The 18,374-nt window shown below is 48.2% G+C and carries 17 protein-coding genes and 1 tRNA gene; 8 read left to right on the top strand and 10 right to left on the bottom strand.

Annotated features, from left to right (window positions below):
- Window positions 1-155: 155 nt before the first annotated feature.
- The 3 genes from trxB (at window position 156) to infA (ending at window position 2,184) form a co-directional block, all read left to right on the top strand.
- Window positions 156-1,115 carry a thioredoxin-disulfide reductase gene (gene trxB, locus CWE06_RS01805; protein WP_126790594.1) on the top strand — a complete coding sequence of 320 codons (960 nt, stop codon included), beginning with the start codon at window positions 156-158 and terminating at the stop codon, window positions 1,113-1,115.
- Window positions 1,116-1,158: 43 nt separating this feature from the next.
- Window positions 1,159-1,899 (top strand): leucyl/phenylalanyl-tRNA--protein transferase, encoded by a 741-nt coding sequence (gene aat, locus CWE06_RS01800; protein ID WP_126790593.1) that lies wholly within the window; start codon window positions 1,159-1,161, stop codon window positions 1,897-1,899.
- Between the two features lie 66 nt (window positions 1,900-1,965).
- On the top strand, window positions 1,966-2,184 hold the full coding sequence (gene infA, locus CWE06_RS01795) for a translation initiation factor IF-1 (RefSeq protein ID WP_126775755.1): 219 nt from the start codon (window positions 1,966-1,968) through the stop codon (window positions 2,182-2,184).
- Between the two features lie 115 nt (window positions 2,185-2,299).
- Here the strand turns inward: infA and clpA are convergent, their stop codons facing one another.
- Both clpA and clpS read right to left on the bottom strand, forming a co-directional pair.
- Window positions 2,300-4,558, bottom strand: coding sequence for an ATP-dependent Clp protease ATP-binding subunit ClpA (clpA, locus tag CWE06_RS01790; protein WP_126790592.1), 2,259 nt, complete (start codon window positions 4,556-4,558; stop codon window positions 2,300-2,302).
- Window positions 4,559-4,580: 22 nt separating this feature from the next.
- Window positions 4,581-4,898 carry an ATP-dependent Clp protease adapter ClpS gene (clpS, locus tag CWE06_RS01785; protein WP_126790591.1) on the bottom strand — a complete coding sequence of 106 codons (318 nt, stop codon included), beginning with the start codon at window positions 4,896-4,898 and terminating at the stop codon, window positions 4,581-4,583.
- Between the two features lie 286 nt (window positions 4,899-5,184).
- Between clpS and cspD the strand changes: the two genes are divergently transcribed.
- On the top strand, window positions 5,185-5,406 hold the full coding sequence (gene cspD / locus CWE06_RS01780; RefSeq protein WP_126790590.1) for a cold shock domain-containing protein CspD: 222 nt from the start codon (window positions 5,185-5,187) through the stop codon (window positions 5,404-5,406).
- 82 nt (window positions 5,407-5,488) lie between these two features.
- Here the strand turns inward: cspD and CWE06_RS01775 are convergent, their stop codons facing one another.
- Window positions 5,489-6,550: a nucleoid-associated protein gene (locus CWE06_RS01775; RefSeq protein ID WP_126790589.1), complete on the bottom strand. Its 1,062-nt coding sequence runs from the start codon at window positions 6,548-6,550 to the stop codon at window positions 5,489-5,491.
- A 78-nt stretch (window positions 6,551-6,628) separates the two neighbouring features.
- Between CWE06_RS01775 and CWE06_RS01770 the strand changes: the two genes are divergently transcribed.
- The 3 genes from CWE06_RS01770 to CWE06_RS01760 all read left to right on the top strand — a co-directional run bounded on the left by CWE06_RS01770 (window position 6,629) and on the right by CWE06_RS01760 (window position 8,675).
- Entirely contained in the window at window positions 6,629-6,856 is a 228-nt protein-coding gene (locus tag CWE06_RS01770) for a YejL family protein (protein WP_126790588.1), read from the top strand.
- 39 nt (window positions 6,857-6,895) lie between these two features.
- The gene (locus CWE06_RS01765; RefSeq protein ID WP_126790587.1) at window positions 6,896-8,494 is read left to right on the top strand and encodes a DUF3413 domain-containing protein; all 1,599 of its coding nucleotides are present in this window, start codon (window positions 6,896-6,898) and stop codon (window positions 8,492-8,494) included.
- Window positions 8,495-8,598: 104 nt separating this feature from the next.
- Window positions 8,599-8,675: transfer RNA gene (locus tag CWE06_RS01760), tRNA-Pro, on the top strand.
- Between the two features lie 61 nt (window positions 8,676-8,736).
- Here CWE06_RS01760 and CWE06_RS01755 read toward each other — a convergent pair.
- From CWE06_RS01755 to waaA, 7 genes are all read right to left on the bottom strand, one after another.
- The gene (locus tag CWE06_RS01755) at window positions 8,737-10,716 is read right to left on the bottom strand and encodes an alpha/beta hydrolase family protein (protein ID WP_126790586.1); all 1,980 of its coding nucleotides are present in this window, start codon (window positions 10,714-10,716) and stop codon (window positions 8,737-8,739) included.
- Window positions 10,717-10,813: 97 nt separating this feature from the next.
- Window positions 10,814-11,848: a low-specificity L-threonine aldolase gene (gene ltaE / locus CWE06_RS01750; RefSeq protein ID WP_126790585.1), complete on the bottom strand. Its 1,035-nt coding sequence runs from the start codon at window positions 11,846-11,848 to the stop codon at window positions 10,814-10,816.
- 60 nt (window positions 11,849-11,908) lie between these two features.
- Window positions 11,909-13,999: a M13 family metallopeptidase gene (locus CWE06_RS01745; RefSeq protein WP_126790584.1), complete on the bottom strand. Its 2,091-nt coding sequence runs from the start codon at window positions 13,997-13,999 to the stop codon at window positions 11,909-11,911.
- A gap of 214 nt (window positions 14,000-14,213) precedes the next feature.
- A complete protein-coding gene (locus CWE06_RS01740; RefSeq protein ID WP_126790583.1) occupies window positions 14,214-14,591 on the bottom strand; it encodes a hypothetical protein in 378 nt (125 codons plus the stop codon).
- 23 nt (window positions 14,592-14,614) lie between these two features.
- Window positions 14,615-15,049: a DUF192 domain-containing protein gene (locus tag CWE06_RS01735; protein ID WP_126790582.1), complete on the bottom strand. Its 435-nt coding sequence runs from the start codon at window positions 15,047-15,049 to the stop codon at window positions 14,615-14,617.
- Window positions 15,050-15,161: 112 nt separating this feature from the next.
- Complete coding sequence (locus CWE06_RS01730) at window positions 15,162-15,959, bottom strand: 3-deoxy-D-manno-octulosonic acid kinase (protein ID WP_126790581.1); 798 nt, start codon at window positions 15,957-15,959, stop codon at window positions 15,162-15,164.
- Window positions 15,952-17,274 (bottom strand): lipid IV(A) 3-deoxy-D-manno-octulosonic acid transferase, encoded by a 1,323-nt coding sequence (waaA, locus tag CWE06_RS01725; RefSeq protein ID WP_157981109.1) that lies wholly within the window; start codon window positions 17,272-17,274, stop codon window positions 15,952-15,954. The genes CWE06_RS01730 and waaA overlap by 8 nt, the downstream gene beginning before the upstream one ends.
- 149 nt (window positions 17,275-17,423) lie before the next feature.
- Here waaA and CWE06_RS01720 point away from each other — a divergent pair, with 149 nt between their 5' ends.
- The gene (locus tag CWE06_RS01720; protein WP_126790579.1) at window positions 17,424-18,374 is read left to right on the top strand and encodes a gluconeogenesis factor YvcK family protein; all 951 of its coding nucleotides are present in this window, start codon (window positions 17,424-17,426) and stop codon (window positions 18,372-18,374) included.

The raw sequence follows: 18,374 nt of genomic DNA, 5'->3' as shown, positions 1-18,374 counted from the left end.
GGTCTGCGAGACAAACGAATAAGAGCCGGCTTTAGCCGGCTCTTTACCCTCTGCGCACAACTCCCTACAATGGGCGTTGAATTTTAGCCTCGGTACCCCCATTTTCGCGTAGGTGTACCCTTTTTTCTGTTGATAAACAGTGGAGTTTCTTTTTCATGGCTGACGCTAGACACTGCAAGCTACTTATTCTTGGTTCAGGCCCTGCCGGTTACACGGCCGCGGTTTATGCTGCTCGAGCAAACTTAAACCCAGTTCTCGTGACGGGTTTACAGCAAGGTGGTCAATTAACCACCACAACCGATGTCGAAAACTGGCCAGGTGACCCAGAAGGTTTGACCGGTCCAGATTTGATGGTACGCATGCAGCAACATGCCGAGCGCTTCAATACCGAAATCATTTTTGATCACATTAATGCTGTCGAACTAACCGAGAAGCCATTTCGCCTCAAAGGTGACAGTGGTGAGTACACCTGTGATGCTCTGATCATTGCTACAGGGGCATCAGCGAAGTATCTTGGCCTACCGTCTGAAGAAGCGTTCAAAGGTAAAGGTGTGAGCGCCTGTGCAACCTGTGACGGATTCTTCTATCGTGGGCAAAAGGTCTGTGTTGTTGGCGGTGGTAATACGGCTGTTGAAGAAGCGCTATATTTGTCTAATATCGCTGAAGAAGTTCACGTGATTCACCGCCGTGACAGCTTCCGGGCTGAGAAAATTCTTGTTGACCGTCTGATGGCTAAAGCTGAAAGCGGCAACGTTAAACTGCATTTGTATAAAACCCTCGACGAAGTACTCGGCGACAACATGGGCGTAACCGGTATTCGTATTCGCGACACCCGTAATGACGAACTCTCTGAATTAGAGCTCGCTGGTGTTTTTATCGCCATCGGTCATCAGCCAAACACACAAATGTTTGCCGGTCAGCTCGACATGGAAAACGGTTATCTGAAAGTTCATTCAGGAACCAATGGTAACGCGACCCAAACGTCTATTCCTGGCGTGTTTGCAGCAGGTGATGTGTCTGACCACATTTACCGCCAAGCGATTACCTCTGCCGGCACCGGCTGTATGGCTGCCCTTGATGCAGAGCGTTACCTTGACGCTTTAGCAGAAAAGTAGGACTGACTAAGCGGAGTAGCACACTACTTCGCTTTTTTTCGCCATGACCCACGAACGTACACCATACTTTCACATTCTCGAACGCGACCCGCTTAGTCCATTCCCCGCGGTGGAACTGGCGCACCGTGATCCCGATGGTCTGCTCGCGATTGGCGGCTGTCTCGCGCCCGAGCGCTTGATGAACGCCTACCAACACGGAATCTTTCCATGGTTTAGCCCGGGCGAACCGATTCTCTGGTGGTCTCCTTCAACTCGCGCTGTTATTCCTATTCACGGCGTTCGTGTGAATCGCTCACTGCGCAAATTTCTTGGCAATAATCCTTATTCCGTGACCATCAATCGCAGTTTTCCAGCCGTGATTCATCATTGTGCGACAACGCCGAGAGGCCCCGGTAACGGCGTTTGGATTACCCCAGAAATGCAGCGGGCATACATTCGCTTGCATCATTTGCACATCGCTCATTCAGTAGAAGTGTGGCATCAAGAACAACTCGTTGGTGGCTTATACGGTGTTCTGACGAAACAGACATTTTGCGGTGAAAGTATGTTCAGCCATGCACCAAATGCATCAAAAGTGGCATTAGTGGTCTTTTCTGAGTACCTCAAGCAAATTGGCGTGAAACAAATCGATTGCCAAATTATGAATCCGTTTTTACAGCAAATGGGGGCGGTTTCTATCGCCCGTAAAGAGTTTTTAGACCGACTCAACCGACAAGAAACGCTCGAATTTGCAGGGCAATTGCTGAAACCACAGCAATTGCTTGCAGCTAATGTTGGCAATTAACTTGAAATCGGGTTAAAATCCCCGCGCTTTAAATCAGCCAGACCAAAGAAAATACAGAGGAATTTAATGGCGAAAGAAGACAGCATTGAAATGCAAGGTACTATTTTAGAAACCTTGCCAAATACGATGTTCCGCGTCGAGCTTGAAAACGGTCACGTTGTGACTGCTCATATTTCAGGCAAAATGCGTAAGAACTATATCCGTATCCTGACTGGCGACAAAGTCACCGTCCAACTCACGCCTTATGACCTAACCAAAGGCCGTATCGTTTTCCGTTCGCGTTAATTTTTAACGCAAATGCGAAAAAACCCAGTATCGCGATTCGCGTTTCACTGGGTTTTTTTGATCATTCAATAAAAAGAGCCTAACGCAGCGTCGAACTGCACCTGCGAAGCGGCGGTTAAGTCACCGCTTCACTTGCACTGTCATAAACAAAGTCGAGGGTATTCGACTCGGTGTCGAGACGCACGCGAACGTTACCACCTTGGCTTAAACAGCCAAACAGGATTTCATTCGCTAGTGGCTTCTTCAATTGTTCCTGAATCACCCGACTCATCGGTCGTGCGCCCATCGCACGGTCGTAGCCTTTCTCAGCTATCCAGTTTAATGCAGCTTGTTCAACTTCGAGCGAAACGCCCTTCTTATCGAGCTGAGCCTGTAACTCACAGATAAATTTATCGACCACTTGCAAAATCACTTCGGTGTTGAGGTGATTAAACCAGATAATGCCGTCGAGACGATTACGGAACTCCGGCGTAAACACTTTATTAATTTCCGCCATCGCATCGAACTGATGGTCTTGCTGTTGAAAACCAATCGATTTACGCTCGGTTTCACGCACACCAGCGTTCGTGGTCATCACCAACACAACGTTACGGAAATCGGCTTTACGGCCGTTGTTGTCCGTCAGCGTGCCGTTATCCATCACCTGCAACAGGATATTGAAAATGTCACTATGGGCTTTCTCAATCTCGTCCATTAACACCACACTATACGGGTGTTTAATGACAGCATCGGTGAGCAAGCCACCCTGCTCGAAGCCGACATAGCCTGGCGGTGCGCCAATGAGTCGGCTTACTGCATGACGCTCCATGTATTCCGACATATCAAAGCGCAGTAACTCAACCCCCATGACCTTGGCTAATTGCTGCGTGACCTCAGTTTTACCAACACCGGTTGGTCCAGCAAACAAGAACGAGCCGACCGGCTTGTGTTCTGCTGCTAAACCACTACGAGACAGACGAATTGCGGAAACCAGTGAATCGATGGCCTGATCTTGGCCAAATACCACCATTTTCAGGTTACGGTCCAATTGCTTCAGCATGCTTTGATCATTGCGTGACACCGATTGCGCTGGAATCCGTGCAATACGAGAAATAATGGCTTCAATATCACTAACACCAATCGTTTTCTTCCGCTTCGATGCTGGAAGCAATCGTTGACTTGCCCCCGCCTCGTCCAGCACATCAATGGCTTTGTCCGGTAAATGGCGGTCATTGATATATTTTGCTGCCAGTTCGGCCGCGGCCCGGATGGCAGGTTGGGTGTAGCGAATACCGTGGTGCGCCTCATATTTGTCGCGAAGACCGAGTAAAATTCTCGTGGTGTCCGCCACTGAAGGCTCACTAATGTCAATTTTCTGGAAACGCCGAACGAGCGCACGATCTTTCTCAAAAATATTCTTATATTCTTGATAGGTCGTTGAGCCAATACATTTCAGTTCACCACTCGACAGTAAGGGTTTCAACAGGTTCGACGCATCCATAACACCACCAGACGCAGAGCCAGCACCGATTATCGTATGAATCTCGTCAATAAATAGAATGGCATGCGTTTGTCTGGTGATTTCTTTTAAAAGTGCTTTAAAGCGTTTCTCAAAGTCACCACGATACTTTGTGCCCGCCAATAAACCGCCCATATCAAGGCTGTAAATCACCGCATCGGCCATCACCTCTGGCACGTCGCCTTGGACAATTTTCCAAGCTAAGCCCTCAGCAATAGCGGTTTTACCAACGCCAGCTTCACCGACGAACAAAGGGTTATTCTTGCGTCGACGACAAAGCACTTGTACTGTTCGCTCGAGCTCCATGTCACGACCGATTAACGGGTCAATTTTACCGGCTTCCGCGCGCTGATTTAAATTCACACAAAAGCGCGCAAGAAAGCTCTGCTCTTCGTTATCAGAGCTCGCTTCTTGACTATCAATCGGTGCGCCTTTCTCTTCCTCGATGCGCGAGATACCATGGGAAATAAAGTTCACCACATCCAGCCGTGTCACTTCATGTTTATTCAATAAGTAAACAGCCTGTGATTCTTGCTCGCTGAAAATCGCGACTAAAACGTTGGCGCCCGTAACTTCAGAATTACCAGAAGATTGCACATGGAAAACTGCTCGTTGTAATACCCGTTGAAAACCGAGTGTTGGCTGAGTTTCCCCAAGGTCGTCGTCGGGGAAGCGTGGCGTCGAACGGTCAATGTACGTGAGCAAATCACTTTTGAGCGCAGCGAAATCGATGCCACATGCGCGTAAAGCGTCTGCAGCCTCGGGATTGTCGAGCAAGGCGACAAGTAAATGTTCAACGGTCATGAGCTCATGGTGACGCTCACGTGCTAGGCGGAAGGCGTCATTCAACGAGATTTCGAGCGCTTTGTTCAGCATACTGCTCTCCTTACTTCACAAATCATACTTGCTCCATGGTACAGAGCAATGGGTGTTGGTGTTCACGTGCATACTGATTCACCTGCACCACTTTCGTTTCTGCAATTTCAGCAGAATAGACCCCGCAAACGGCCTTGCCTCGATGGTGAACTTGCAACATAACCTCCGTGGCTGCTTCTTGATCAAGACGGAAAAACCGGACGAGCACCTCAATCACAAAATCCATCGGTGTAAAGTCATCATTGTTTAACATCACCTGATACATACGTGGAGGCTGCAGTTTCAGGTCTGTTGTCTCATCTAAATGATGCTCAGGAATTGAATCGCTAAACCAAGTCATGACTTAAAAAACACCTTTATTCCTATTCACTATAGCTAGATTTTTATCACTCTGTCATTTTTTTACAGAATGATTCGTTAAAAAATTGTAATAATTTTACCAACAAACGCTTGACTATTTTTTGGTCTTATCTACATTAACAAATGGTACTGATTGTTCAGAATTTCAAGCACCCTAAATTCAAGGGTCTGAACACACTTAAAATCAGTCTGGCACCCAAACAATAATAACAGGTGCGTCCACGACCATTATAACAAAACGACAAACGCAAGAAGGAAGTAGATGTATGGCTACCGGTAAAGTCAAATGGTTCAATAACTCGAAAGGTTTTGGTTTTATTGAATCTGAGGAGCGCAGTGGTGATATCTTTGCCCACTACTCCACCATTCAAATGGAAGGATACCGTACGCTAAAAGCTGGACAAGAAGTCGACTTTGAGCTCGAAGAAGGTCCTAAAGGTTTACACGCAATCCATATCGTTCCCCACTCAGCAGATACCAAATCATAACATTTGTTGTATCTATGAGTGGTTGCAGCCGGTGTGTTTTGCACACCGGCTTTTCCATTTGGCACAACTAAAACTGTAACCCTTAATCATTCATTCCATAAAAACGACGCAATTGAACGCGCAAATTCGGCGGCGTACCAACAATCGTTAAAGTATCTGTTTGCACGTCATATTCAACTCGGCCACCAAGTAGTTTCTGTTCAAACGCAACACTCAAGCCACCACCTTGACCTTGAAATTTCATTAATGAACGCAAGCTTGCTTTGTCGGCTGGAAATGCATCTGGCATATCCAAGCCTTTTTCCTGAGCGAAGCTTTTTAATGACGGCGCACCTTGCTCAACTAAACGTTGATCCAATGACTGTAGCTGCACCTGCTCGCCCTGTTGCCACTGCTCACCGCAGTACTCATAGACTTCTTTGCGAACATCTTGTGCACGCTCTGGCTCAAGGTCAGCACCCGCAATCATGGCCTGTACCGTATTGACTAACTGCTGTGTGCTCGCTTTTGCATTGACGCGTTCAACACAACCAAGAAAATCCAAGAAGAACTCACCTGCTTTGCGACCGGTGCGGCCTTTCAAAAATGAAACGTAGTAAAGATCATCCGCTTCAGCCTGATATTCGGTCAAGTTAATACGCGCCGCCAGTTGCACTTTGCCAACATCGAGTTGCGCGGCTTTGTGCACACTCAAGTCGGGTTGCACCATGACGCCTTCGCGCACAGGTAAGTAGCCTACTAACAGAAAACGGTCGCCGCTTTCTTCATAGTCCGCTAGTAACAAAAAGCCCGCTTCACCAACTGCATAGTTGCTTAGTTGTTGCTGCAATAAACGAGCAACCTGTTGCGATAGTTCAACAAAGCTATTGGCGTCCGTCAACCAATGAGCCAGCAACTTAGGGAATTCAGGCTCAGGAATCGCCTCGCCGCGCTCACGAGCATCCGCATAGACTGAGTCGTCAGCACTGACGAAGCTTGCGTACCCTTTGGTTGGCTTCGCTTGGTAAACCTCTGATAGTTCAGCAAGTAGCGTCACCACTTCAGGGTCGTTCTGCAAGGTTGCAGGGGAAAACCGTACGCCATAATTACCGTCTGGATCTTGATATATTTCGTGCACAATGCTGGCTGTAACCGTCAGATTCATGTCTCTCTCGCTATGCAACCTACTGATTTATGTTAAACTTAAGAAATTGTATTCTACCACGTGAATGAAGAGAGCCCCATGCCGATACTGTCGAAATACGACGAAGAGCGTCAAGAAAAACTCATCAATGAAATTTTAGATTTATTTGCCAATGACAGCTCTCCAAGTGACTTAGCTTTGATGACCTTAGGCAATGTCACTACCCACATCATTCATAACCATGTTGCTGCGGACAAACGAGAAGCAGTCGCAAGGCAGTTTGGGCAAATTCTGCTACAATCCATAGCAAACTCGAGCCAAAGTTAGTTCGCTCGCTTCCGAAAAGAATAAATACAAGAGCAGCCCATGGGAAAGTATCAGCAACGAGACCGCATCGCACGCTTGATTAGTTGGGGCCACTGGTTCACCTTTGGCAATATTTTCTTATGCTTATTAATCGGCCTTTTGTATGTGGAAAATGCGCTGCCGACCGGTTCTGCGTTGGGAAATAGTTACATTTTTATTAGTTGGCTCGGCCATTTCGCCTTCTTACCATTCGTTGCTTTTATTATTCTTTTGTTTCCTTTATGTCTAATCGTGCCATTCTCGAGGTTTCTCCGTGGCTATGCCGCAACCATTGGCACAATTGGCCTCTTTACCCTGCTTTTCGACGGCATATTCTTTCGGCAATATGGCTTCCATCTCAATACCTATTCACTCAATCAATTAGCACTCGACGCCGAAGAATGGTTTGCCGGTGGCAGCTTTCTCTTATTATCGCTCATCATACTCAGCTTTTTACTGATTTTTGCGGTTCAGCTCACCCTCGCCAACATAGCCTGGAAGCGTCTCGATTTACTACGTGATCGGTCCTTCGCAAAAGTGTTCACTGCGGTCTTTATTGCCAGTTTCCTAGCTAGCCACAGCACCCATATATGGGCAGATGCGAACTTATATTCACCGATCACACAACACGATGACTTATTTCCGTTGTCTTATCCAACCACAGCCAAATCATTGATGGCTCGTCACGGCTGGATTACCACCGAGCAATTCCAAGGGCGCCAAGACTTATTTAGCCGCGAAGCCCAGTTGCGAGTGAAGTACCCGACCGGGCCGATGCTCTGTAGTAAAGAATCTAATTCATTAAGTACAACGGTATTTGCTTTCCAACATATGGATGCGGAGACCGCCGCTAAACTCACCGCTTCGGTTCCGCAGCTCGAACGTCACCAAGGCCAGCATCTGGCTCATGTCGATAGCGCTGCGGCCATCACTACTTTGCTCTACGGCATTCCTGATTTGTACAATCAAAGTATTCACCGGCAAGGCCTCCTGCCAGCCTACCTCCGTACGATGCAGGATTTTGCAACACCTGTGCGTCTGCTTGCGTCACCTGCATTTGGCCGTGATTCTGTGCCGGCAGTCATGCAAGCGGAAACTCGCAGCTGGACCGGTGCGTTACAACCTGGGTTAAATGTCAGTGTCATCTTTGTCACGGCCGCAGATATTGACGAGGTAATCACCTACCTTGAGCAAGTTATCGAGTCCGCACAGCCGGTGATAATCACCGGCTTAACCGCCGCAACGGAAAACAGCAATACCATTCAGCCTGAAGTTTTGAATGTGCCGCTCTGGACTGCGAATATGGACGTATATCCGCGTCAATTAACGACCCTTGAAGATATTATTCCAACTGTGCTCACTGCGTACATGTCTTGCGCTGAGCAGTTTCGAAATTTCACCAACGGCATTTCTCTGACCCAACCGACTCGAGAATTTCCACGCGTCTACACTGTGCGCCCTTATTTCTATATATTTGAACAACAGCAAACGACTATCATCGATGCCAATGGCGACATGTTATTGTTTAATCAAGCTGGTGAATTAGTCCCTGGTGCCGTTCCACCGACTCCGGTGTTCATTCAAAGCTTACGTGAGTTGCAGCGTTTCGCTGATCAATAGCTCTACGGCTGATTAGGAATTGATTAAAAAGACGGCAGTTATTCGGCTAATCTGTTATTGCAGCTTGCGATTTGTGTTGAAAGCAGTAAGATACAGCGCACGGTCGGCGTGTGGCGCAGCTTGGTAGCGCACTGTCATGGGGTGTCAGGGGTCGCTGGTTCAAATCCAGTCACGCCGACCAACAAATTCAAAAAAAGGGTTAAAGCGCAGGCTTTAACCCTTTTTTATGATTTAAATTCACTTTAATCTACTTTTTCACCAATATGCTCAGCGAGAAAATCGAGCATTCGTTGCCAACGTTCAACATTGTTCTCTGGTTTATAGAAACCGTGCCCTTCCGTTTCCTTGATGAGCTCCGAATAGGGTAGCTCATGCCGTTCAAGCTCTGCCTTGAAATGGTGTAGGTGTTCAATTGGCGCCCGCATATCACGGCCACCGTGCACTAGCATCACTGGTCGTGTTAATCGTTGCGCCTGATGTTTGGGTGATTGAGCGCGCAATGCGGCAGTGTCCGTCCCTAACACGCGACGCAGATAAGCCATACCAAAATCACTTTGTGGTAAATCGCCACTAGTAAACATGAGTTCTAAATCGTAGAACCCAGAAAATCCGATGGCACATTGATATAACTCGGGATACTCGATGGCCGACATAACAGCCGCGTAACCACCAAATGACGCTCCGGAAATACACACACGATCCGGATCGATCAGTTTTTCGTTGGCGAGATGTGTCACACCATCGGCAATATCTGCAATAATCCGGCGTCCCCATTGCTGCAGACCCGCTCGCTCGAAGGCTAGTCCGAAGCCACTCGAACCGCGAAAGTTGGGTTGCAGCACTGCGTAACCATGGTCTGCGAGAAGTTTCGCTTCCAGATTAATAATACCCATTGAATCACGCATTCCGAGCGGTCCACCATGGGGGATCACCACTAACGGGATGTCGCCCGACTTAACATTATTCGGTAGTGTCAGAAGCGCCAGAATGTCGGTACCATCTCGCGCTGTATAGCGAATTGTTTTGGTATGTGGCAGTTCCACACCTTGTAGCCAAGGTCGGCTTTGCGCCAGTAGTTCGAGTTCGTTTGATTCCCGATTGAATAAGTAGAACTGACGGGATTCATTCGCCGATTGCACCGTCAGAATTTGCAACTGATTATCGGCCGTCGCTGAATGGATATGGGCCTGCTGCTTGGGGAACGTCGCAAAGACTCGTAAAAGGCTTTCCGCTTCACCCTCTTGAGTGCCGTCAGCAAAAAATACATGTTCTATTTCTTCTAGCTCAAAACTTGCGCCAATAACTTCGCTTGGACGTCCCTGGCGAAAACTAAACAGCGGCTCCACATCAACTTGTGGGTGTGCGAGCATTAAAGTTTCTTCATTCGTCTCAAAATTATATCGTGCAATACTAAAGGTATCTGTAGTGTTGGCCGAGAGCCCGACGACTTCGTTACCGTCATGAGTAAATGCAAGCGGAATAAAACCGCCCTCCAGCTCGTCAACTTCGCTAATTTTCACCCAAGGTGCGCGAGCATTAGCACGGTACAGCATGACCACAAGATTAGGGTTCTCAGTTGAAACACCCCGTGCAAGCCGCACTGTCCCAGTTTGGTCGGTTAATAGTTGAACTTGCGACCCACGATAGCTGCGTACCGGAATCCGCCCCTCGCTACGTTTGCGACCGCTATCGACTCGCATCCGATATAAATCAAGGAAGGGTTGGGTTTCACGCATACTAAACTGAGAAATAAGGACTTCACCATTATGGTTCGGCAAGATATCAACGAGCTCAGCAAACACAAAGTTGCCATCACGTGAGCGAGGTCCAGTCAGGATGACACGTCGAGAACCATCCGCATCCATCGCGATCAATTCACCGGTTGCAATGGGTTGCTCAAGTGCGCCAATTTCTCGCGCGGTGGTCATTAATAGACGATTACTCGTAACCCAGTGAAAGGCACTGACCGACTCATTACCACGTAATTGCGTAACCGAAAGCACCGCACGCGACTGCACATCGAGCACGGTAAGTCGTATCACTCCTTCGTCATCTCGGCTCGTAGCCGCGAGGTAATCACCTTGGGGAGAGATCTTAATGTCAATGAATTGTACCGGCCGAGCGTAATCAGCTAAGCTCAATCCACTGTTTGTATTGGCGTATCCCACCACGCTAAAAAACCCGAGCAGCAATACTCCGACTTTTAGCATCAGTCCTTTCATGTCGTTAAATTACCTTGTCGTCCGCGCTAAACAACAAATGGCTAAAACCACCATTTCAGCACTCATCGTCCATGACGATCATTGAATTTAATTCGTCTTAGTCCCCTATTATCCCACGAATAAACTCTTCGACAATCAAATCAATGTAAGCAGATGTTACATTCAAATGAGTCACTAGACGCATGCGCGCTGCACTTGAAAGCATGATCCCTTTCTGACGACAGTGTGCAGCGGTTTTTTGTGCTAATACCGGATCCGTAAATTGCACGTACACCATATTAGTAACTGCGGGCTCTACTTGTACCTGCTCAATGCCATGCGCGACTAGTTGTGCCTTCAGTTTAGTTGCTAACAACACGGCATTGTCATGATCAACTTGTAAACGCTGAATATGATGGTCTATCGCATAATCTATCGCTGCCGCAACAAATCCCGCCTGACGCATTCCACCACCTAGCATCTTGCGCCAACGGCGTGCTTTTGCAATCGTCTCACGGTCGGCCGCTAATACGGAACCAATGGGTGCGCCTAGCCCTTTCGAAAAACACACCGAAACGCTATCAAACCCATCTGTGAGTGTCTCTAAACTGGCACCGCTGGCAATATGCGCATTAAACAGGCGCGCTCCATCAAGGTGTAATTTCAACCCGTGATGCTGAGTAAAGTCGCGCGCAGCATCTAAGAACTTCGTCGGCATCACCTTCCCCGTATGCGTGTTTTCGAGGGCAAGTAGTCGTGTAACTGGAAAATGCGGGTCATTGGGTTTCACTTTCTTTGCCAGAACCTCGAGGTCGAGTGTTCCATCAGCCTGCACAGCAACGGTTTGCGGGACAATCCCCCCAAGCACTGCGGCGCCACCAGCTTCGTAGCGATAGGTATGGTATTCCTCACCGACCAAATACTCTTCACCGCGTTGACACTGACTGAGTAGTGCGAGCAGATTACTTTGGGTGCCACTGGTGCATAGCAACGCAGACTCTTTATTCAGCATGCGCGCTACACGAGCTTCCAATGCGTTGACCGTTTCATCTTCACCGTACACATCATCACCAACGTTGGCATTTGCCATATACTCGCGCATTGCTGCACTTGGTAACGTGACTGTATCACTGCGTAAATCAATTGTTTTCATAGGCTTCTCGTTAGCAAAAAGGCAGCGCGAACGCTGCCTTTATCATTCTGATGCGTACTATTACCAAATTTTAATCCGCACGTCTTCATCCCGATACATCGGATCACCCGGTTGCACGTCAAACGCTTGGTAAAACTCAGGCATGTTCGATAATGGCCCTAACACCCGATACTTCCCGGGAGAGTGCGGACCTACCACAACTTGTCGACGCAAAGCTTCATCCCGGAATTTAATCCGCCAAATCTGGCCCCAGCCGATAAAGAATCGTTGTTCAGGGGTGAAACCGTCAATGGTTTCACCGCCACTATCACCAAGAGAATTTAAATACCCGCGCAATGCCACATTCAAGCCGCCCAAGTCAGCAATATTCTCACCTAAGCTGAGTGCGCCCTGTAGATACAAATCATCAATTGGGTTAAAGGCACTAAACTGGTCGATCATTAAGGCAGCACGCTCACGGAATTGCGTCTCATCGTCTGGGCTCCACCAATCGCGTAAGTTACCTTCGCCATCCGAACGCCGCCCTTGGTCGTCAAAACCATGGGTGATTTCGTGGCCAATCACGGCACCAATTGCGCCATAGTTAATTGCATCGTCGGCTGCGACATTAAAAAATGGTGGTTGTAGAATTGCCGCTGGGAAAACGATTTCGTTCATCGTTGAACGGTAATAGGCGTTGACCGTTTGTGGCGTCATTCCCCAGTCATACGGGTCGACTTCCTGGCCGAGTCGGCTAATCATGCGGTCATACTCGCACTCAGCTGAGCGGCGCAAGTTACCAAAAAGGTCGTCTGCGGCAATCGTCAAGCAATCATAATCGCGCCATTTTTCTGGAAAACCAATTTTTGTAGTAAACGTCGCTAACTTAGCATGCGCTTCCAGTTTTGTTTCGTCGGTCATCCACTCTAAGTCGTCAATTGCTTCTGCGAAGGCAGCAAGAATGTTATCGACCATGACTGCCATGCGTTCCTGTGCTTCTGGTTGGAAATGTCGATTGACATACTCTTGCCCCACCATAAAGCCAAGCGTACTTTCTACTGTGCTTACAGCGCGACGTTCCCGAGAGCGTTCTTCCTCCAGCCCCTGTAAAACTCGCCCATAAAAATCAAAACTTAACGCAGCAAAGTCACGACTCAGAATATTGGCGCTGTTACGCAAAACATGGAATTGCAGGTACGCTTGCCAGTCCGCCATTGAGAACTGCTGATATAAGTCGGCAAATGCAGTGAGATAATCCGGCTGCCGCACAACAACTTCATTAATATCCAAACCGGCTGCTGCAAACATCGTCGCCCAATCAAAACCGGGTGCCTCTTCGGCTAATTCAGTCAGGGTCATTTTGTTATACGACGCCAGCCGATCTCGGTTCTGAATACGAGTCCAGTGATGGCGTGCTAACGCTGTCTCAATGTTAATGATCGACGTTGCCTTTGCCTCGGCGTCGTCCCAGCCCGCCAATTGCCATAACTCTTCAATGAAGCTTTGATACGCTGCACGCAGTTCTTGATTGCGGGCATCGCTTGCCAAGTAATACTCGCGATCAGGTAAACCTAAACCTGACTGACTAATGGCCGTTATATGTTGGTCAGACTGCATTTGATCTTGGCCGACGCTCACATTAAACGGTGTACCAGCGCGATAACGTTGTTGTTGCCCCCAATAGGTTGCAAGATCAGCATGTGACTCCAGCGCTTGAATCCGAGCGAAGTCTTCAGCGAGTGGGTTGATGCCGCGTGCCTCGATCGTGTCTTCATCCATAAACGAACGATAGAGATCGCCAATCTTCTGCACGTCTGAACCTTGCTCGGCCGTCGTCGAGGCAAACTCCTGAACAATTTCGAGGACATGCGCTTCAGCTTGTTCACGAAGCTCATCAAAACTGCCCCAGCGCGCCCGATCAGCTGGGATTTGGGTATTCTCTAACCAACCACCGTTGACATAACGAAAGAAATTCTCCCGAGGGCTTACACTTGTATCCATGTTGTTTATCTCAACCCCTGAGCGCAGCGCTTGCTGCTCTGCGGTACTGCTCATTTGCGCAGCAGTGTGTTGGGTTGCTGACGAGCCATTCGTCGGAGTCTCCCCGTCAGTGCAGCCGGTTACACCAAGCGCTAGCGCAACACTTGCTGCAATCATGGTTACTTTATTCATGAACGTTCTCTTCCTGTTGATTATTTATTCAATTTCAAATATCTGAAATCTTTGCTAACAGCAGTCTCAGCGAAGTCGAAACAAACTGTCGAGTCTTTGGCGGTCAACGGGTACGGATATGCGACTAATGCAGCACCTTTGTTCATTGTCCGAGCAATGAACATTAATACCGCGGTAACTATGGCGATAACTAGGGCGATAACTAGGGCGATAACTAGGGCCGCGAATACGCCGGAAACTCGTGAATTTGAATATCGTAGTCTTGTAACAAGGCTCGGGAATTAAAATACAGCGTTAGAGACAACATCCGGGTGCTGCCATCGCTAGCACCAGTTTGTCCGACATAGGTATAGTTGTACCAAAGTGCGTCACCGGTCTGCCCTTGGGAGGAAGGTGTCCCCCACCAGCGTTGAATGTCTTGGATTTGTGTTTGATCAATCTGCAGTACCCGTTCGACATTGTCATAGGTTATTTCTGCAAGTGGCATTACTCGCTGCGAGCTTTGGCTTTGACCTCCGGGCGTGTTGTCCGTGCTAGCACAGGCGCTCAAAAGCAGAACTGCGAAAATAGCTAGTATTGTCAGTTGTTTCATCTAGAACTCCTTGCTTGCAAATGTTAGTCGTGCGCCAGCAAAGCTCGCAACGGGGTTTTACAATCCTGCTGGTACACTTGGTCACCTGCAGCAACTTGCCATTCTTCAAAGTGGCCCGCATTCACTTCTAAAGCCATTCGAAATACTTGCGTCGCTGGGTAATTGCGACAACGCCCAGGAAAAATACTACGACACGGTTCCATTGTCAGAATCTCATTAATCACGCCTTCTTTATCGATGTAGGCAATATCCAATGGAATTAACGTCTTGTACATCCAGAACGCGCGTAAGCCATCGTTCGGATAGACAAATAACATACCCGCATTAGTGGGCAGCGACTTGCGCTCCATCAACCCCCGCGCTCGGGTGTCGGCATTGAGCGCTAACTCAACCGTGAGCTGCACGTTCTCGCTGCCAATCAAACACACCTGCAGTGTGTCAAGTCCTGACTCAGCCATCGCTGTTGCCACTGAATCTGTAGCGTGCGCGGTTGTACTCAACAGCGATGATACGCAAATTACTAGACCGCAACTAAACAGTGACAAACGAGAGTTTAGCCATTGCCGGTGCCTAATCATTGCTTGGGTATTCATTTTCGTCTCCATCACCCGCAACGTATCCCTGTATCAAGTGCTGCCAATCCGCAGAGTTAAAATAGAATGGTTTCGCCTGAGCGGCGAACTTTTGTTGTTCTTTCTCCAATGAACGATGCAAGCGCTCTAAATTCTGCACTTGCCAGCGCCCAGGGGAACGAAATTCACAACGGTCAAAATCTATGACCCATACTTTGTCGCAGCGTTCAGCCCGTTGCAATAAGATATTGTGGCAATTCAAATCACTGTGGTACACACCGGTTTGATGAAATCGAGCGATTGTGGCACCGATACGATGCCATTGTTCTGCTGGCAGAGTTTGCTCTTGTAAGCACTGGAAAAGATCCTGACTATGCGGAATCCGCTCAATCAGAATATCAGCTTGGTAAGTCAATCCTCGCTTCTTCTGATAAGCAGCGATCGGCTTCGGCACCGGTAAACCTAAATGGTACATTCGCCACAACAATTCGAGCTCCTGAAAACTACGCGTTTTCATGACTCCCGTGTAGAAAAACAGGTCGCGTAATAATTTCCCCGGCAAACCACCCCGATAATAATGCCGTAACACCCACTCCTGTTCACCACAACGCACGAAATAAACCGTATTGCGGCCTTTCGATTGCCCAGTAATGGCTTGTTGTTCTCGCCAGAAGTTTGCCGAGAACCATGCTCGTAATTCAGTGTGGTCACTGACATTTGCATCTGCATCAGGGGTCACCAAGAAACGCTCGCCAGCCTGCCCCCGACGTTGAATTAAATTGTTCTGGTTATTCATCTCCGCTGCGCTCCAGAAAGTCGTCAATCAAATCAAGATAGCGATCCGTTGCACCTTCATGCTGAGCAAACAAACTTTGTGCATGTGCGGTTTTTAGCTGGGCATTTTCATCGTCCAACAGTCTCTCTAAGACAAGGTCTAACTGGTCGTCTGCCGTCACCCAATTCACTGCTTCTAAGCTATCAAGCTGGTCATACACCTCTTGGAAATTAAATACATGGGTTCCAGAAACGATCGGCACAGCTAACGCAAGCGGCTCAAGCGGGTTATGCCCACCGCGGGTTATCAAACTACCCCCGACAAAAGCGACATTAGCGACTCCGTACCAAAGCATTAATTCACCCATCGTGTCAGCCAGTAATACCTGAGTTGTTGGTAGAACAGGTACACCGGCACTGCGGCGAACATATTTGAACCCACGCTGTTCCACCAGCTCGGCCACCGCCTGAAACCGCTCTTGATGACGCGGAACAAGAATGAACAACGCAGTTGGATGCTGCTTTAAAACACTCGTAAAGGCTTTGAGCAATTGTACTTCCTCGCCCTCATGCGTACTGCCGGCAGTGATAATCGGCCGTTCGCCAAACAGCGCCTTATAATCTTTAATCTCGTTTCTTAGTTTCTCCGAGCAGCTGATATCAAATTTCAGGTTACCGACGACATCGACCTTATCTGCCGGCACACCAATACGCTGAAAACGTTGTGCCGCACTCTCCGTTTGCGCACCGCAAAAATCTAGCGCTCCCCATACTTGTTTAAACAACCAATCCAAGCGCACATAACCGCGCATCGATTGTTCTGACATCCTGCCATTAACCAATACAATAGGGGTCTTGCGACGGCGACACTGGTGCACTAAGTTTGGCCATAACTCCGTTTCCAAGACAACAATCGAAAGGGGCTTGGCCTGGTTGAGAAAACGACTTACTGCGGTCGGCGTATCAATTGGCAAATAACAATGAAAAGCGCGTGCAGCAAACGTTTTTTCTATTAATTCGGAAGCCGTCGGGGTCATGCTTGTAATGATGACTGGTGTATGCGGGTGGCGTTGTATAAAACGTTGGATCATTGCTCGTGCTGCCAAAAACTCACCAACTGAAACACAGTGAAAAACGACACCGCCGCAATACCTATCAGGAATCTTGTGTTTACCAAAACGCTCATCTAAACGCGCACGGTAGGCAGGGTTGCGTCGTCCCTGTCGCCAGAAATAAAGTAGAATCAACGGAGTAAACAAGTAGAGTAAGCCGCTATACAGTGCCAAGCTCCATCGGGTAAATTGCGGCTGTGCTGTTGCGCTCGTATTTTCTGTCATGAACCCATTCCTTCGAAAAACTGCGCTTATCTTGCCAGAATTTAACAATCCATGCGAAACCATAAACGAAAAAGTCTTGGAATTTATTTCACAGGCGCTGCGCAACAGATTATAGTTTGTGGAGTTTTCTAAGGATCGTAGACAAAAAGATGGAAGTTCCAAACAAAAAGCGCCAACTTGACGTATTTAAACATCTTCGCATCACTGCCATTGGTGGTGGCCACGGGCTTGGGCGCTTGATGTCCACCCTTGCATTTATGAAGCGTCGCTTAGTTGGTGTGGTCGCCACCACGGACAACGGCGGCTCAACCGGTAAACTGCGCGCTGCCAACCATTGCATTGCTTGGGGTGATATCCGTAATTGCATGTCGCAAATTGCTGACCAGCCACTGGCTGCTGAGGTTTTAAACTATCGCTTTGCAGAAGGCTCAGACCTTGACGGTCATAGCCTTGGCAACCTTTTACTGTACTGTCTTGACGAACTTTCTGCACGTCCTCTCGACGGTATCGAATTGCTCAGTCGGTTATTAAAAGTACCGAATCGCATTCTGCCCATGTCAGAAACGCCAACCGACTTAGTTGCAGAGATCAGCCCCGACTTGACCTGTTTTGGTGAGCTGTATGTCGATCGTTTAATTTCAATGCCGCAACGTATGAGCCTTTCGCCTGCGGTACAAGCAACCCCGGAAGTCCTCATCCATATTCAACAGAGTGACTATATTATTTTAGGGCCCGGTAGTTTTCTAACGTCCGTACTACCACCTCTATTGGTCGCTGAAATAACGCAAGCAATCGCGAATTCTCCTGCAAAAGTCATTTTTATTGATAATCTCGTTGCTGAGCCAAGCCCTGCCGGTCAATTACCACTCGCCGCTCGATTGCAATGGCTCGAAAAGCAATTAGGTTACCAACTGATCGACATAGTGATTAGCCCGCAGGAAAGGAATCTTGATTTAGGATTACCTGTAGTGAACGGCGTAACAGCAGATCCTCAACTTGCGCATCGTCATCATAGTGAGAGCTTATTGAACGCTGTTCGCCAAGCCATTGATTATTTATCGACGCAATCCACACCCTGCCGAATTTCGGAGAGCATGTAA

The sequence above is a fragment of the Aliidiomarina haloalkalitolerans genome (genome assembly GCF_003987315.1).
Lineage (GTDB): Bacteria > Pseudomonadota > Gammaproteobacteria > Enterobacterales > Alteromonadaceae > Aliidiomarina > Aliidiomarina haloalkalitolerans.
Note: the sequence above shows the minus strand (reverse complement) of the source record. Positions and strands in the feature narration are given on the sequence as shown.

Coding starts and splice junctions, on each gene's coding strand:
- infA (WP_126775755.1), top strand. CDS start 1,966: ATGGCGAAAGAAGACAGCATTGAAATGCAAGGTACTATTTTAGAAACC.
- clpA (WP_126790592.1), bottom strand. CDS start 4,558: ATGCTGAACAAAGCGCTCGAAATCTCGTTGAATGACGCCTTCCGCCTA.
- cspD (WP_126790590.1), top strand. CDS start 5,185: ATGGCTACCGGTAAAGTCAAATGGTTCAATAACTCGAAAGGTTTTGGT.
- CWE06_RS01755 (WP_126790586.1), bottom strand. CDS start 10,716: ATGAAAGGACTGATGCTAAAAGTCGGAGTATTGCTGCTCGGGTTTTTT.
- CWE06_RS01745 (WP_126790584.1), bottom strand. CDS start 13,999: ATGAATAAAGTAACCATGATTGCAGCAAGTGTTGCGCTAGCGCTTGGT.
- CWE06_RS01730 (WP_126790581.1), bottom strand. CDS start 15,959: ATGAATAACCAGAACAATTTAATTCAACGTCGGGGGCAGGCTGGCGAG.
- CWE06_RS01740 (WP_126790583.1), bottom strand. CDS start 14,591: ATGAAACAACTGACAATACTAGCTATTTTCGCAGTTCTGCTTTTGAGC.
- CWE06_RS01720 (WP_126790579.1), top strand. CDS start 17,424: ATGGAAGTTCCAAACAAAAAGCGCCAACTTGACGTATTTAAACATCTT.
- CWE06_RS01765 (WP_126790587.1), top strand. CDS start 6,896: ATGGGAAAGTATCAGCAACGAGACCGCATCGCACGCTTGATTAGTTGG.
- clpS (WP_126790591.1), bottom strand. CDS start 4,898: ATGACTTGGTTTAGCGATTCAATTCCTGAGCATCATTTAGATGAGACA.
- CWE06_RS01775 (WP_126790589.1), bottom strand. CDS start 6,550: ATGAATCTGACGGTTACAGCCAGCATTGTGCACGAAATATATCAAGAT.
- CWE06_RS01770 (WP_126790588.1), top strand. CDS start 6,629: ATGCCGATACTGTCGAAATACGACGAAGAGCGTCAAGAAAAACTCATC.
- ltaE (WP_126790585.1), bottom strand. CDS start 11,848: ATGAAAACAATTGATTTACGCAGTGATACAGTCACGTTACCAAGTGCA.
- trxB (WP_126790594.1), top strand. CDS start 156: ATGGCTGACGCTAGACACTGCAAGCTACTTATTCTTGGTTCAGGCCCT.
- waaA (WP_157981109.1), bottom strand. CDS start 17,274: ATGACAGAAAATACGAGCGCAACAGCACAGCCGCAATTTACCCGATGG.
- CWE06_RS01735 (WP_126790582.1), bottom strand. CDS start 15,049: ATGGCTGAGTCAGGACTTGACACACTGCAGGTGTGTTTGATTGGCAGC.
- aat (WP_126790593.1), top strand. CDS start 1,159: ATGACCCACGAACGTACACCATACTTTCACATTCTCGAACGCGACCCG.